Genomic DNA, 14,300 nt, shown 5'->3' on the forward strand with positions numbered 1-14,300 from the left:
GCCACTCCCAGTTGTCCGACAGCGCCCTCTCTGGCGCGCCGCCCAGTGGATCGGTGTGAGCCTCACTCTGGTGCTTCTGGGCGCCCTGGTCACCGCACCGACGACCACGTTACACGTGCTGTGGGACATGGTGATTCCGCTCCTGCCCGCAGTCTTCCTCGTGAATCCGCTCATCTGGCGCAACGTGTGTCCACTCGCGACGCTGAACGATCTGTTGCCCGACCGGCCCGCGCGCCGAGCGATGGACACGACGATGCTGCGGCGGGCGTGGGTGGTGGGAATCGTCCTCCTTTTCGCGATGGTCCCGGCGCGTCGATTTCTGTTCAACGAGGGCGGCATCGCGCTCGCGCTCACCATCACGGTGGTGGCCGTGCTCGCCGTGGTGACAGGTGTCGCGTTCTCGCGGCGGGCCGGCTTCTGCGGTTCGCTCTGCCCTGTGCTTCCCGTCGAGAAGTTGTACGGACAGGCGCCACTAATTTCGATGTCCGGGGCTCGGTGCAGTGACTGCACATTGTGCATCAGCATCGGTTGCATCGACCTGGCGGGGAACAAGACAGTGGCCCAGACCATCGGGCCCCTGCGACGTGATACGGGTTGGCTGCGCACCAGCTTTGGTGTTCTTGCCGCCGCGTTCCCCGGGTTCATCCTCGGGTACTTCACGACCAGCAACGGCGACCTGTCCACGGCAGGCGAGGTCTACTGGCGGGTTCTGTCCCTGGCAGCGGCCAGCTACGGGATCGTAGCGGTGCTGACGGTGATGCTGTCCCTGCGCGCGGCGCTGGCGATGCCGCTTCTGGGAGCTGGTTCTCTGGGGATCTACTACTGGTACGCGGCCCCCGTGCTTGCCGAAGCGTACCTCGCGCCGCCGGCGACAACCTCGATAGTTCGCGGTGCGATGGGCGTGGTCATCGCGTGGTGGCTTTTTGCGGCATTGCGACGGGTGAGGGCGAATCCGTCACTGGCGCCACGCGTCGCCAATTCGACGTAAACGACGGGCAGTGGGACGGCCGCTGCCCGTCGTCTTCAGCTTCAGGTGAGCGCGGCCGCGACCACCCGCTCCACCGTGAGCCCGTACTCGCGGTACAACACCTGGTACGGAGCACTCGCGCCGAACGTCTCGATCCCAATCACCGTCCCCTGGTCCCCGATCAGGCGGTCCCACGACATCGGGTGCGCGGCCTCGATCGCGATGCGCTTCACGCCGGCCGGCAACACACTCGCGCGATACGCGGCGTCCTGCTGCAGGAACAACTCGTGCGACGGCACACTGACCACGCGCGCCGCCACCCCCTTCGCGGCCAAAGCCCCCTGGGCCTCTAGCGCGATCCCTACCTCGGACCCGCTCGCCATCAACACGACGGCAGCTGCACCGTTGCCGGCATCGAGGACGTACCCCCCGCGTGCCACCTCGCTCGCAGCTCCACGGTTGCTCCGGTCGATCAACGGCAGCTTCTGGCGGGTGAGCACGAGGGCCACCGGGCCCGTCCGATGCGCAATCGCCACGCGCCACGATTCGGCCGTCTCGTTGGCGTCCGCCGGGCGCAGCACCATCACATTGGGAATGCAGCGGAGCGACGTGAGATGCTCGATCGGCTGGTGGGTCGGTCCGTCCTCGCCGAGCCCGATCGAGTCGTGGGTGAAGACGTAGATCACCCGCTGCTTCATCAGCGCCGCGAGCCGGATGGCCGGGCGCATGTAATCCGCAAAGACGAGGAAGGTGCCGCCGTAGGCGATGCAGCCGCCGTGCAGCGTCATCCCGTTCATGAGCGCGCCCATCGCATGCTCACGCACCCCAAAATGCATGTTGCGCCCGGCCGGGGTTGCCGCGGCAAAGCGGGGCGAGTCCTTGATCACGGTGAGGTTCGACCCGCTCAGGTCGGCCGAGCCACCGATCAACTCGGGCACCTTCGCCGCCAGCGCGTTGAGCACGATACCCGAGGCGTTGCGGCTGGCGATGTTGCCATTCTCCGCCGTGAAGGTCGGGATGGCCTGCTGCCAGCCGCCGGGCAGGTCGCCCCGCATGCGGCGCCCAAACTCCATCGCGTCGGCGGGATGTGCCTTCGTGTAGGCGATCACGGCGCGGCGCCAGACGTCCTGCACCGTCGCGCCACCGGCGCACAACCCGCGCCAATGCGCCGCCGCCTCGGCGGGCACCGTAAACGGCTCCGCCGCCGTCCATCCATAGGCCTGCTTCGTCAACGCCACTTCGGCAGCGCCTAACGGTTCTCCGTGCGCCTTGGCGCTGTCCTGCCGGTTGGGGGACCCAAAGCCGATGTGCGTCCGCGTGACGATCAATGACGGCCGCGTCGGATCGCTCTTCGCCGACGCGACGGCGCGATCAATCGCGTCGAGGTCGTTGACGTCGGCGATGTGCAGCACCTGCCAGCCGTAGCCCTCAAAGCGGCGAGCCACGTCGTCGCTGCACGTCAGGTCGGTGCTGCCGTCGATGGAGATGCGGTTGTCGTCGAAGAAGGCGATCAGCTTGGCGAGCTTGAAGTGCCCGGCGAAGGACGCCGCCTCGTGCGAGATCCCCTCCATCAGGCACCCGTCGCCCACCACGACGAAGGTGTGGTGGTCGACGATCGTGTGTCCCTCACGATTGAACGTCGCCGCCAGGTGCGCCTCGGCGGCGGCCATGCCGACTGCGTTGGCAAAGCCCTGGCCGAGCGGGCCCGTCGTGGTCTCGATCCCTGCGGTGTGGCCGACTTCCGGGTGGCCCGGCGTGGCGCTTCCCCATTGGCGAAAGCGCTTGATCTCGTCGAGCGACAGCGCGTACCCACTCATATGAAGGGTCGCGTACAGCAACATCGACGCGTGTCCGTTGGACAGGACGAACCGGTCGCGATCCGGCCAGTGCGGGTCGGCCGGGTTGTGCTTGAGGTGTTTGGTGTAGAGGCGGTACGCGAGCGGGGCGAGGGCCATCGGGGCCCCGGGGTGTCCACTCTCGGCGGCCTGGACGGCGTCGATCGCGAGGGTGCGGACTGTATTGATGCACAACGCGTCGAGCGACCCGATGGTCGCGTCGGCGGGAGGGGTCACGTGGTACTCCTGTGGGGGGCCGTGCGGGAGGAACGAAAGCTAGCCCGTCGCCCCAAGGGTGCGAAGCGCCCGGCGGGTTCCGGTGCCCCCGCGGTGGAGCGCACTTGGCTTGACGGCCGGTCGGATTGGGGCGAGGGTAACCCGCGACTCCCCATCCCTCGAAAACGCCCATGCCGAGCGCCACCTCTCCATCCAGGCTCCTCCTTGCCCTGACCCTCGCGGCGACGTCGCTCGGCGCCCAGTCCGCCGGCTCGGTGGCCAACGACCCCGAGGTCCTCGGCGCCGCGCGACTCTTCTCTGCGTGGATGGAGGGGCAGATCGCCTACCGCGGGCTGCCCGGCATTGCCGTCGGGGTGGTGAGCGACCAGGAGCTGGTCTGGTCCAAGGGCTTTGGGTACGCCGACGTCCAGTCAAAGCGACCGATGACGCCCAGCACCCTGTTCCGTATGGCGTCGCACAGCAAGCTCTTCACGGCGACCGCGATCATGCAGTTGCGCGAGCAGGGGAAGGTGCGGCTCGATGATCCCGTCTCCAAGCACCTGCCATGGTTCACCCTCAAGCCGGCGGGGAGCGACGATGGCGAGGTGACTATTGAGCAGCTCCTCACGCATGCCTCGGGACTCCCGCGTGAAGCGGGCGACCACTGGTCGACCAACGATTTCCCGACCACCGAGGAAGTGAAGCAGTTGATGGCCAACCGCCAGGCGGCGTTTCCTCCAGCGACGCGATGGAAGTACTCGAACCTCGCGTACACCATCGCCGGGATGGTCGTCGAGGCGGTCAGCGGCCAACGCTGGGCCGACTATGTGCAACAACACATCTACTCCCCGCTCGGGATGACGCAGTCCAGCGTGGACAAGAACGTCCCCGGGCTGACGGTGGGATACGGTCGTCGCATGCCCGACGGCTCGCGGGCGCTCATTCCCTTCATTGATGCGCGCGGGATGGGCTCGGCGACGGGGATCACCTCGAATGTCGAGGACATGGCGAAGTTCGCCTCCGCCCAATTCCGCAGGGGAAAGATGGGCGGGAAGCAGATCCTGAGCACGGGTTCACTTCGCGAGATGCATCGTGTGCGCTCCGTGGAGGAGAACTGGACGTCAGGGACGGGGATCGGCTTTGGGATCAGCCGCTTCCGGGACCGCACCTACGTGGGACACGGCGGCGGATACCTGGGGAATACGACGCAGACGATGATTCAGCTGGACGACAAGGTGGCGGTGATCGTGCTGACCAACACCAATGACTCCGACCCGTCGGCGATAGCGCGGCAATTGATGAGTACCGTCGGTTTCGCCGTGGCGAAGGCAGCGGCGGTGAAGCCGGCGGTGGTGGCGTGGGATCCCGCGTGGGGGCGCTTCGCCGGGTTGTACCGCGACGCCTGGGGCGACCAACAGGTCGTGCTGCTCAACAACAAGCTGGTGCTCATCTCGCCTAACGCGGGCAACGTGGATGAGCCCACGCAGCTGGAGCCGCTTGGTGGCGGGCGATTCCGGATGATGGCGCGGTCGGGGGGCGGCGCGGTGGGGGAAGTGGTACAGTTCGTTGAGGAAGGGGGACGGGTGACCCGACTCCTGATCGGTGATGGCTTCTATCGTCGCGTCGCGCCGTAGCCTTGGTCGACCGGTCGGCGGTCGTTTTGCGAGCGTGATCTTGATGGGACGTCCCCGGAGTGGGGCGTCCCCCCTCGCGAGATCGGGGTAGGCGCTGGCATCTTGGCTGGATGAAAACAGCCCTCATGAATCGCGCCCTGATCGTGTCCGCCTTGCTGGCTGCTTCGGCGGAAGGGCAGGGCCGCGCCCACCCCGACAGCGCGCATCGCGCCATCCTCAAGGAGATGCTCGAGATCAACTCCTCCCCGGTCGGGGGGAAGGTCTCGCAGGCCTCGCGCGCCGTGGCTCGGCGCCTCCTCGCGGCTGGGTACCCGGCCGCGGACGTGCAGGTAATCGGTCCGTCGCCGGCCTGCCTCAACGTGGTGGCGACCCTCCGCGGCCGCGACCGGTCGACCAAGCCCATCCTGTTGATGGCCCACCTCGACGTGGTGAACGCCGAGCGCAAGGACTGGAAGTACGATCCGTTCGTGCTGCGGGAAGAGAACGGGTTCTTCCTGGGGCGCGGCGTGCTGGACAACAAGGCCGGCGCCAGCGTCATCGTGGCCAACATGGTGACGATGAAGCGCGAGCGGTTCGTGCCACAGCGCGACATCATCCTGGTCCTGACCTGCGACGAGGAGACAACGGCCGAGAACGGGATCGTCTGGTTGCTGAAGAACGTGCCGCGGCTCAAGGAAGCGGCCTACGCGCTGAATACCGACGCGGGTGGGGTCTACCAGTCCGAAGCAGGACGCCACGTCTTCGACCTGCAGGCGGCGGAGAAGACGTACATCGCGTTCGAGGCGACCGCCACGAACGAGGGCGGGCACTCGTCGCTGCCGCGGCCGGACAACGCGATCTACGCGTTGGCCAGCGGCCTCGCGCGGCTCGCGGCCCATCGCTTCCCGGTGGAGTACAACCCGGTCTCCCAGGCGTCGTATGCGAAGGGTGCCGAGGTGGAGCGCGGGCAGCTGGCGGATGACATGCGCGCGGCCGGGCGCGGGGAGACATCGGGGCCCGCGATCGAGCGGCTCCTGGCCATCCCACACATTGGCGCCGGGCTGCATACGACCTGTGTCGCGACGATGTTGCGCGGCGGGCACGCCGAGAACGCGCTGCCGCAGTCGGCGACCGCGACGATCAACTGCCGGGTGATGCCGGGGACCGAGGTCGAGTCGGTCCGTACGACACTCGCGCGGGTGATGGCCGACAGCACGATCGCGATCAAGCTCACCTATCCGCCGACGCCGAGCGGTGCGTCCCCACTCATGCCGGAGGTGATGGCGACGGTGGAGCGGTTGGCCGAGGAGTACTGGCCGAAGGCGCTCGTGGTTCCCGGGATGTCGAATGGGGCGACGGACGGCCTCTACCTGCGGAATGCCGGCGTGCCCGTGTTTGGGATTGCGGCGATCGCGGTGCAGCCGGAGGACGAGCGATCGCATGGCCTCGACGAACGGGTTCCGGTGGCGTCGGTGTACCGGGCGCGGACCTTCTGGGACAAGATGGTGCGCGAGCTGGCGTCGGCGGCGGGGAGGACGATGTGAGGGACCGCGATTCGGTGGTGGAGGTCGTGCGGAGCGCGACGGGCTTGAATCTGGTTGGGTGGGCTGCGATCACTGATGCGGCACGAGCGGCACGAGCGGCACGAGCGGCACGAGCGGCACGAGCGGCACGGGCGGCACGGGCGGCACGAGGAGCACGGGGGGCACGCGGGGGGGGGAGTGTCACGCGCCGACCTGGTGTTGTCGCGCTCTTGCTGAGTATTGCCTGCGCGAAGGAGGCGCCGCCGCCACCGCCGCCCGCGGTGCCGCCGGCCCCGATCGCGTGGGCGTATGACGCTCCTCCGGTCTGGGACGAACGGGTGACCTTCTCCGAGGACCAGCAGCCGGGAGCGCACCTCTCTTCGCGCGTGTTTCGCTATACGCCGCGCGACACGTCGGTGAGGCCGCAGGTCCTCCTCGGTATCGTCGTCTACGACAGCGCGGCGTGGGCGCGTTTAGCTGCCGAGGCTGGTCCGCCCCAGGGTGACTCGCTCACCAGTGCAGACGGACAGGTGTTTGTGGCGGGATTCCCGCAGTCGAATCCGTTCGCCGAGGGCTCGGCGGACTCTCGGACCTTTGACTCCCTCGCCGTTGACCTCGCCCGCGTGCGACAGGGGTTCCGCGTCCTGAGATGAGCGCGCCCACCGAGCGCGATCGCGCGGACATCATCCTGCTGCCACCGCTGATCTACCTTGGCGGGATCGTGGTGGGATTCATCATTGAATCGTGGTTCCCGACGTCGCTGGGCGATCGGCGGATGCTGAGTGTGCTTGGGGTCGTGGGGATCGCGGCTGGCGGGTTGCTCGGCGCGTGGGGTGACCTGACCATGAAGCGCTCGGGGACGAGCCCGTTCCCGTGGAAACCCACCAAGGCGATCGTCGATACCGGGCCGTATCGCTTCACCCGCAATCCGCTGTATGTCGCACAGGCGTTGATGCACGCGGGGGTCGCGGCGCTTGGGGATTCGGCGTGGGCGCTGGCGGCGCTGGTGCCGGTGCTGGTTGTGGTGCGCTACGGCGTGATCAAGCCGGAAGAGGAGTACCTCACGCGCAAGTTTGGCGACGCGTATGTCGGGTATACACGGCGCGTGCGGCGCTGGCTGGGCCCGGCCTGACGTCCCACTGGCGAACGCGATGCCCCGTTAGCCGGTCACCATCTCGTAGCCAGCCGCCGCGAAGTGCCGGTCCAGCGTCAGTGCTGAGCGGGTGCCGCGTTCGGCCATGATGGCGAAGCTCACGGCATCAACCAGCGAAAACGGCTTATCCGAGAATCGTGTGATCCAGTTGGTGACTGCGGCGTCTTCCAGGGACTCCGTGCTCGTCACGACCACGTTCGGCGATGCGCGCACCAACTGCAGGAAGCGCAATCCTACTCCGATTCCCGCGCGTCTCATGATGAGCGCGTGCGACTCGGCCACGACCAGGTTTGACGTCACGATGCGTTCGCGGCGTTCGATCCTGGTTCGCAGGGCGGCACTCAAACGCGCGTGATCCGGGTGGGACCGTACGACGAGGGGATACCACGCGCTGGTGTCGACAAACACCTCACTCATCACCTGTCCCCGTCGGGCTGCGCCTGCCACGACTGCTCCTCGGACTCCGCAAGCACTCGATCGTGCTCACGCGCGACGTCGCTGGCGTCACTCGTCGCGACGTCGTCGACGAGTCCGATCACACGAAGCGTCGGGTGCGCCGACGGGTCCAGATGCTGCAGCTCCAGTGCCTCGAGCCCCTGGCGGAGCACGTCAGACTTGGATGCCCCGAGCCGAGCGGTCAACCGTTCGAGTCGCGCCTGATCAGCCTCGGTCAGGTATACCTGCGCTGGCTCGCCGACGCGTCCTCTCGGCCGTGGCCTGTCATGAAATCGTGTCATGACATTACAGTATGACGGACAGGGAATTCAAGTCAAGCGTCGCGCGCGGCCGGGACGCGCTTGTCTCTCCCGGGACGTCGGCGTCCCCGTGGTGAGAATCTGACCACCACGCGTCCGTTCCTGCGCCAGAACCTCTGGCGGAGTCAACGGAATGCGACGCGTGGTGATGGGATTGGTGGGTGTGATGATCGGCTGCACAGGCGATGCATTGATGGGACCGCGACGGCCGCTCGCCCCGGATACACCATCTGCCAAGGTGTACCCTCCGTGGGCATACAGCGTCTCCTCGTTGTTCCCGGGGCAGCAATCGGTGGCCACTGCGGTCAATGACCTGAACCAGGTCGCTGGGCACGTTGGTGGCAGCGCCTTCCTGCGCGAGTCGAACGGGACCGTGTACCTCCTGCCTCTCAACGGCGCGGCCTGGGCCACCGCCACAGACATCACCACGCACGGCGTGGTGAGCGGCGCGGTGCTCCGAAACGGAGTTTCCTATCCTGCGGTTTGGACCACGCCCACCGCGCCCGCCAGCGAGCTGCCGCGACCCGGAGGCGTACACGCCATCAACGATCGACTTGAGGCGGTGGGCCGCTACGACCGCAAGGGATTCCCTCGTCCCATGTACTGGGACGTTCGCAACGGCACCGCTGTCTTCCTCCCGGTGCCCCCGGGCACGACACAAGGGTTCGCGAACGACATCAATAACGACCGCATCATCGTGGGCGAGGTGGATGGCCGGGGCGCCACCTGGCGCTGGAACGGGACCACGTGGGTCTTCGCGAGCCTCAATGGGATTCGCGCCTGGGGTGTCGACGCCGGCTACGGAACGGTAGGGATTACGCCATCGGGGCAGGCGGCCTTTGGATCGCCGGACCTCACCGGCCTCTTCCCCACCGTTGGCCTGAGCACCGCATGGGACACGAATGGCCGGGGTGTCGCCACCGGGGAGGACTGGAACCTGACCACGAACCGCATGGACGCCTGGGTCGGAGACCGCAACGGGAACTTCAGCATCCTCCCGTTTCCATCGGGGAGCACGGCGTTCCAGGCGTCGGGGCGCGCGGTCAACACCTGCGGCCTGGTGGTGGGCTTCATTGCCTGGGGCGCGACCCAGGAGGCGGTGATGTGGGACCCGGGGTGTTAGGGGGAGCCTAACGAGCCGGCTCGCTTACGCCTGGCTGATCGGGGCTGCACGTTCCCGCGCGGCGAATGCTACCTTTCGGTCGCATTCACCACGCTGAGGCTATGCATCATTCCCGTCGTCTTGCCGCCCTGTTGATGCTCCTGGTCGCCGCCTGTACCCGGGCGACACCGACCGGCTTTCCCACGCGTTCGGCCGCCGTGGATTCGAGCGGGGTGTTCGCCTTGCTGAGCGCGCTGTCGGCGGATTCCATGGAAGGACGTGGGACCGGGACGGCGGGCGGGGGCCGCGCCGCCCGGTGGATTGCCTCGCGAATGGCAGCCGTCGGGCTCGAGGCGGCGGGGGACAGCGGGTACCTGCAGCGCGTGCCACTGGCCATGATGCCGCGGGGACCTCAAGGCGCGATGCGCGTGGCGCTCCTCCCCAGCCTCGCTGCGCTCGACACCGTGCCGGTCGATCGGCGGCGCCCCGGGTTCAACGTGGTGGGCATCATCCGCGGCAGCGACGCGCAGTTGCGCGACGAGGCCGTGCTCGTGGACGCACACTACGACCATCTCGGCATCCGGTCGTCGCCGCAGGGTGGCGACTCCATCTACAACGGGGCAGATGACGACGGGTCGGGGACGGTTGCCGTGCTGGAGATCGCGCGGGCGATGGCAAGCGGTCCGCGTCCGAAGCGCACCCTCGTCTTCCTCGCCACGACGGGGGAGGAGGTGGGGCTGTTGGGGACACGCTGGTACATCCAGTCACCCGTGGTCCCGCTCGCTCGGACCGTCGCGAACCTCGAGATCGAGATGATCGGCCGCCCGGATTCGCTCGCAGGGGGATGGGGGAAGGCGTGGCTGACGGGGTTCGAGCGCTCGACCATGGGCGATATGCTGAAGGCCAGCGGCATCCCAATCGTTCCTGACGCGCGGCCACAGCAAAACTTCTTCACGCGCAGTGACAACATTGCGTTTGCCAGGCTGGGAATCCCGGCCCACACGTTGAGTTCGTTCAACCTGCACACGGACTACCACAAGCCTAGTGACGACATGCGGGGGGTGGATGCCGGGCACATGGCGGCAGTGATTCGTGCGGCGGTCGCCGCGGTGCAACGGTTGGCAGACGGTCCCGCGCCGCAGTGGCATCCGGGAGGGCGGCCGCAGTAACAGCTCGGGCGTTGCGTGTCGTCGGCCTAGTCATGCGCGACGCCCGCGCGCCGCTGGGCAATGTGCCACAGCACGCCGCAGGGGTCTACGACATAAGCAATCCGTAGGCCCCATGGCTGCATGGCCGGTGCCTTGGGCGCAGCAACCCCAAACCGGCCCGGCAGGTCCAGCGACGCGATGTGCGCCCACCACGCGTCCAGGTCATCGACCATGAACTGCATCATGAAGTTCTCGGCCCATCCCTGCTCATAGTGCCGCTGGAGGATGAATCCTCCAGAGCCCGCCGCGAAGATGGCGACCTCGCTATCCAGAAGCAGCCGGAATCCCAGCGCCACATAGAAGTCCCGGGACCGATCGAAGTCCCGCGTCGGGACAAACGGGCGAACCAGCTCCATGGTCATCAGGAGAGTGGGGTGAGGTTGGAGGCCACGTCCGTGCGGTACGCCTTGAAGGCCGGGACGAGGCCGGCGAGCGCGCCCACGATCACCATGCCGATCGGGGTGAGCACGAGCGCCCAGTCGAAGCGAAAGGCATCCAGCACGACGCCGGTCTGGGCCCGCACGATGACCGCCGCCGCGCCGATGATCGCGCCGTACACGAGAAAACCGACGAGCGTGCCGAACGCCGTGATGGTTGCCGACTCGAGCACGATGGCCGAAAAGACGGTCGAACGCCGTGCACCTAACGATCGCAGGATGGCGAATTCCCGTCGCCGCTCATTCATCGTGTTGTAGATCGAAGCGAGGATCGAGCCCGCGGCCACGACGACCACCAGGTAGGCCACCATCGCGAGGACGTTGTTCATCCAGCCGATCTTGCCGAACAGGTCGGCCATCACGCGCCCGATGGGCCAGGCGAGCGTGGCCGACTTGCCGGTCCGATTGATCGCCTGGTCGAGGTAGATCCCCGCCGTGGGGTCCTTGAGCTTGAGCATCACCGCGCTCACCTCCAGATGCTCTGGCGGGATGGTGGAATCGGCAACCGGAGTGTAGGACCGGCCCGTGCCGCGCAGCACATGCCCACTCATCCGATACAATCCCTCGAGAGGAATCCACACCACACGGTCGGACGGTGAGTTGGACGGCTCGAGGATGCCGACGACCGTGTACTCATCCTCGTGCGCCTTGGTGGAATCGCCGGAGAGACCGTGGTAAGGCTCGAAGGTGTCGCCGATCTTGAGCCCCGTCCGCTGCGCTACAAAACTGCCGACCACGGCCCCGCGCTCCTCCATCGTGAAGACCCGTCCCCCGGGTGCCAGCGCGAGCTTGCGGCCGGCGGTGTACTCGAAGCGCGTAAAGAGGTCGGGGATGGTTCCCACCACGCGGTACCCCTCGTAGTTGTCCCCCACGGCGTACGGGATCGCCAACTCCACCCCCGGGTCCGCACTAATCGCCGTGTACATCGAGTACGGAATGTTGCCGGGCGACGTCTCCAGGTGGAACACGGTGTTGAGCACGAGCTGCAGCTGGCTGCCGCGGGCACCGAGCACGGCGTCAAAGCCGATCGGACCTCCCGTGAACGCCTGGTAGGTCTGCTCCTTGATCGAGAAAACGGCCATGACCAGGCCGCTGGCGAGTCCGACCGAGAGCAGGGTCACGGCCGTGGAGAGCGCGTGCTGCCGCATGGAACGCAGCACGATGCGCAGGATTCCGCGTCGCATCAGCGAGTCCCCCCCGCGGCCGCGACGTCGCGGGCGGCACGATTGAGTTGGGAGAGGTCGTCACAGCGCTCGAACTGCTCGAGGATCTGCGGATCGTGGCTGACGAGCAGGAGGGCCGCGCCGTGTTCGCGACAGACCGCACGCATGAGCTCGAGCGCCTCCATGGCGTGGCGACGATCGAGGTTGCCGGTGGGCTCATCCGCGAGGACAAGCTTTGGCTTGTTGGCCAGGGCGCGGGCGACCGCGACGCGCTGCTGCTGTCCCACGGAAAGTTGGCGTGGGCGATAGGTGACCCGGTGGCCAAGCCCCACGCGATCGAGCAACTCGCGGGCATACTTCGCGTCGATCCCACGCCCGAACATCATGCCGAGTTCGACATTCTCGAGGGCGGTATACCCGTGCAGCAGGTTGAAGGTCTGGAAGACGTAGCCCATGCACTCGGCGCGGAGGGCGTCGCGACGGGGTTCCGACAGGGCCGTCATCTCCCGGCCGTCCACGTGGATGTGGCCCTTGTCCGCCTGGAGGATGCCGGCGATGAGGTTCAGGAAGGTGGTCTTGCCGGAGCCGGAGGGCCCGCGCAGCCCGACCTGCTCGCCGGGTTGCACCGAGAAGGCGGGGACATCGATGATCATGCTTCGCTCACCCTCGGGCGAGACAAAACTCTTCTCGAGGTCGCGAACGTCGAGGACCGTCATGAATTCCGGGGAAGGCGTGGAGTCGGGATCATGACTCGGTGCGGGCGTCTTCGGCAAGCATGTGAGATATCGATGGCACCGTGAGGAAGCGGTCGCGTGACTGGGCGACTGGGGACAGGATGACCCGGTTGGCAATGGCACGGTACCGGGCCACGATCCTCGCCTCCCTACACTCGGCAGATGTTCGGTTGCCGAGCGTTGAGCGAGGGAGGTAGCATATGGCCATGCCTGTCCTGGTGCCTGGCGTTCGACCGGGGGAGTGGACGGCGGACCTGGTCCGCCAGCTTCCGGAAGACGGGAATCGCTACGAAGTCATCGACGGGGAGCTGCTGGTGAGCCCCTCGCCGCGCGGGCGTCACCAACGCTCGGTCTTCCTCCTTGGCCGCATCCTCGAGGCCTTCGCGCGGGACCATCGGTTGGGTGTGGTCATGCTTTCGCCATCGGATGTGGAGTATTCCCCGCGCCGGATGGTACAGCCGGACGTGTACGTCGTACCGCGTGAAATGGGCGGCAAGGTCGCATACGACTGGGATCGCGTCCCACAACTCATGCTCGTCGTTGAGGTGTTGTCGCCGTCGACCGCACGATACGATCGCGTCACGAAGCGACGCATGTACCTCGCGCAGGGCGTGCCGCAGTACTGGGTGGTTGACCCCCAAGCGCGCCTCATCGAGCGATGGACGCCGGATTGCGATCGTCCGGCCATTCACGATGCGTCGATCGACTGGCACCCGGCGAGCCACGCCCCGACGCTGACGATCGACCTGCCGGCGTACTTCGACGAGGTCCATGAGCCGTTCCCCGAGGACAGCGGGTGGTAGGCCGCCGGCTGGGCCTCCTGGGTACGACCTGGCTGCTGGCCGCGTGTTGGGGGCTCGCACCGGGACGTGGGGCGGCCTCAACGGGGCTGCGGATCGTCTCGTACAACATTCGCCACGGGCGTGGCATGGACGACAGCGTGAACCTGAGGCGAACCGGGCGTGTGCTCGCCGCACTTCGACCCGACTTCGTGGGACTGCAGGAAGTGGATGATCGCGTCCGTCGCAGCGGCGGCGTGGACGAAGCCGCTGCCCTGGGGGCGCAGCTCGGGATGCAGTATCGCTTTGGGTCCTTCATGGACTACCAGGGCGGGCGGTACGGGCTCGCGATCCTTTCGCGGCACCCGATCATCGAGTCCCGCGTCGTCATTCTGCCGGTGGGGAACGAACCGCGTGTCGCATTGGTTGTCGACGCCGAGCTTCCGTCGCGGGACACCGTCTCCATCGTGACGGTGCACTTCGACTGGGTGTCGAGCGACAGCTTTCGCTTTCCGCAGGCGTCACGCCTTGCGGCGAGGCTCGATTCACTCCGACACCCGTACGTGCTGCTGGGCGACTTCAACGATGAGCCCGGTTCGCGCACGCTCGGGCTGTTCACCGCACGTGCGCGCGAGGTGCCCAAGCTCCCGGAGGCGCGCTTCACCTTCTCGTCGGCGGAGCCGGTGAAGGAGATCGATTTCGTGTTCGTCTCGCCGTCGGGACGGTGGGAGGGCGGGTCCGCGCGAGCGATCGACGAACGGGTTGCTTCGGATCACCGACCGGTATTGGCCGAGGTCCGGTTGCGGCGCTGACGC

The 14,300-nt window shown here is 67.2% G+C and carries 15 protein-coding genes; 9 read left to right on the top strand and 6 right to left on the bottom strand.

The window, feature by feature from the left end:
• Positions 1-55 precede the first annotated feature (55 nt).
• Positions 56-988 carry a hypothetical protein gene (locus IPK85_08330; protein MBK8247387.1) on the top strand — a complete coding sequence of 311 codons (933 nt, stop codon included), beginning with the start codon at positions 56-58 and terminating at the stop codon, positions 986-988.
• Positions 989-1,029: 41 nt separating this feature from the next.
• Here the strand turns inward: IPK85_08330 and tkt are convergent, their stop codons facing one another.
• Entirely contained in the window at positions 1,030-3,039 is a 2,010-nt protein-coding gene (gene tkt / locus IPK85_08335) for a transketolase (GenBank protein ID MBK8247388.1), read from the bottom strand.
• Positions 3,040-3,209: 170 nt separating this feature from the next.
• On the opposite strand from tkt, the gene IPK85_08340 reads away from it, so the two are divergent.
• The 4 genes from IPK85_08340 (at position 3,210) to IPK85_08355 (ending at position 7,286) form a co-directional block, all read left to right on the top strand.
• Complete coding sequence (locus IPK85_08340; protein MBK8247389.1) at positions 3,210-4,652, top strand: beta-lactamase family protein; 1,443 nt, start codon at positions 3,210-3,212, stop codon at positions 4,650-4,652.
• Positions 4,653-4,762: 110 nt separating this feature from the next.
• The gene (locus IPK85_08345) at positions 4,763-6,175 is read left to right on the top strand and encodes a M20/M25/M40 family metallo-hydrolase (protein MBK8247390.1); all 1,413 of its coding nucleotides are present in this window, start codon (positions 4,763-4,765) and stop codon (positions 6,173-6,175) included.
• 260 nt (positions 6,176-6,435) lie between these two features.
• The gene (locus tag IPK85_08350; protein ID MBK8247391.1) at positions 6,436-6,807 is read left to right on the top strand and encodes a hypothetical protein; all 372 of its coding nucleotides are present in this window, start codon (positions 6,436-6,438) and stop codon (positions 6,805-6,807) included.
• Positions 6,804-7,286: an isoprenylcysteine carboxylmethyltransferase family protein gene (locus tag IPK85_08355; protein MBK8247392.1), complete on the top strand. Its 483-nt coding sequence runs from the start codon at positions 6,804-6,806 to the stop codon at positions 7,284-7,286. The genes IPK85_08350 and IPK85_08355 overlap by 4 nt, the downstream gene beginning before the upstream one ends.
• Before the next feature lie 27 nt (positions 7,287-7,313).
• On the opposite strand, the gene IPK85_08360 is transcribed toward IPK85_08355, so the two are convergent.
• Both IPK85_08360 and IPK85_08365 read right to left on the bottom strand, forming a co-directional pair.
• Positions 7,314-7,754 carry a type II toxin-antitoxin system VapC family toxin gene (locus IPK85_08360; protein ID MBK8247393.1) on the bottom strand — a complete coding sequence of 147 codons (441 nt, stop codon included), beginning with the start codon at positions 7,752-7,754 and terminating at the stop codon, positions 7,314-7,316.
• Complete coding sequence (locus tag IPK85_08365) at positions 7,724-8,044, bottom strand: hypothetical protein (GenBank protein MBK8247394.1); 321 nt, start codon at positions 8,042-8,044, stop codon at positions 7,724-7,726. The genes IPK85_08360 and IPK85_08365 overlap by 31 nt, the downstream gene beginning before the upstream one ends.
• A gap of 151 nt (positions 8,045-8,195) precedes the next feature.
• Between IPK85_08365 and IPK85_08370 the strand changes: the two genes are divergently transcribed.
• Together IPK85_08370 and IPK85_08375 are read left to right on the top strand one after the other, a co-directional pair.
• Complete coding sequence (locus tag IPK85_08370; GenBank protein ID MBK8247395.1) at positions 8,196-9,185, top strand: hypothetical protein; 990 nt, start codon at positions 8,196-8,198, stop codon at positions 9,183-9,185.
• Between the two features lie 101 nt (positions 9,186-9,286).
• Positions 9,287-10,333, top strand: coding sequence for a M20/M25/M40 family metallo-hydrolase (locus IPK85_08375; GenBank protein ID MBK8247396.1), 1,047 nt, complete (start codon positions 9,287-9,289; stop codon positions 10,331-10,333).
• Positions 10,334-10,359: 26 nt separating this feature from the next.
• Here IPK85_08375 and IPK85_08380 read toward each other — a convergent pair whose 3' ends face one another.
• From IPK85_08380 to IPK85_08390, 3 genes are read right to left on the bottom strand one after another with little or no spacing between them, the layout of a single operon-like run.
• Entirely contained in the window at positions 10,360-10,728 is a 369-nt protein-coding gene (locus IPK85_08380; protein ID MBK8247397.1) for a VOC family protein, read from the bottom strand.
• 5 nt (positions 10,729-10,733) lie between these two features.
• Complete coding sequence (locus tag IPK85_08385) at positions 10,734-11,993, bottom strand: ABC transporter permease (GenBank protein ID MBK8247398.1); 1,260 nt, start codon at positions 11,991-11,993, stop codon at positions 10,734-10,736.
• Positions 11,993-12,688 carry an ABC transporter ATP-binding protein gene (locus IPK85_08390; GenBank protein ID MBK8247399.1) on the bottom strand — a complete coding sequence of 232 codons (696 nt, stop codon included), beginning with the start codon at positions 12,686-12,688 and terminating at the stop codon, positions 11,993-11,995. Before IPK85_08390 ends, IPK85_08385 begins: the two co-directional genes overlap by 1 nt.
• A 218-nt stretch (positions 12,689-12,906) precedes the next feature.
• Here IPK85_08390 and IPK85_08395 point away from each other — a divergent pair, with 218 nt between their 5' ends.
• The gene (locus IPK85_08395) at positions 12,907-13,509 is read left to right on the top strand and encodes a Uma2 family endonuclease (GenBank protein ID MBK8247400.1); all 603 of its coding nucleotides are present in this window, start codon (positions 12,907-12,909) and stop codon (positions 13,507-13,509) included.
• The gene (locus IPK85_08400) at positions 13,503-14,297 is read left to right on the top strand and encodes an endonuclease/exonuclease/phosphatase family protein (protein MBK8247401.1); all 795 of its coding nucleotides are present in this window, start codon (positions 13,503-13,505) and stop codon (positions 14,295-14,297) included. The genes IPK85_08395 and IPK85_08400 overlap by 7 nt, the downstream gene beginning before the upstream one ends.
• Positions 14,298-14,300: the final 3 nt, after the last annotated feature.

This window comes from Gemmatimonadota bacterium (assembly GCA_016712265.1).
In the GTDB taxonomy this organism is placed as follows: Bacteria; Gemmatimonadota; Gemmatimonadetes; order Gemmatimonadales; family Gemmatimonadaceae; genus RBC101.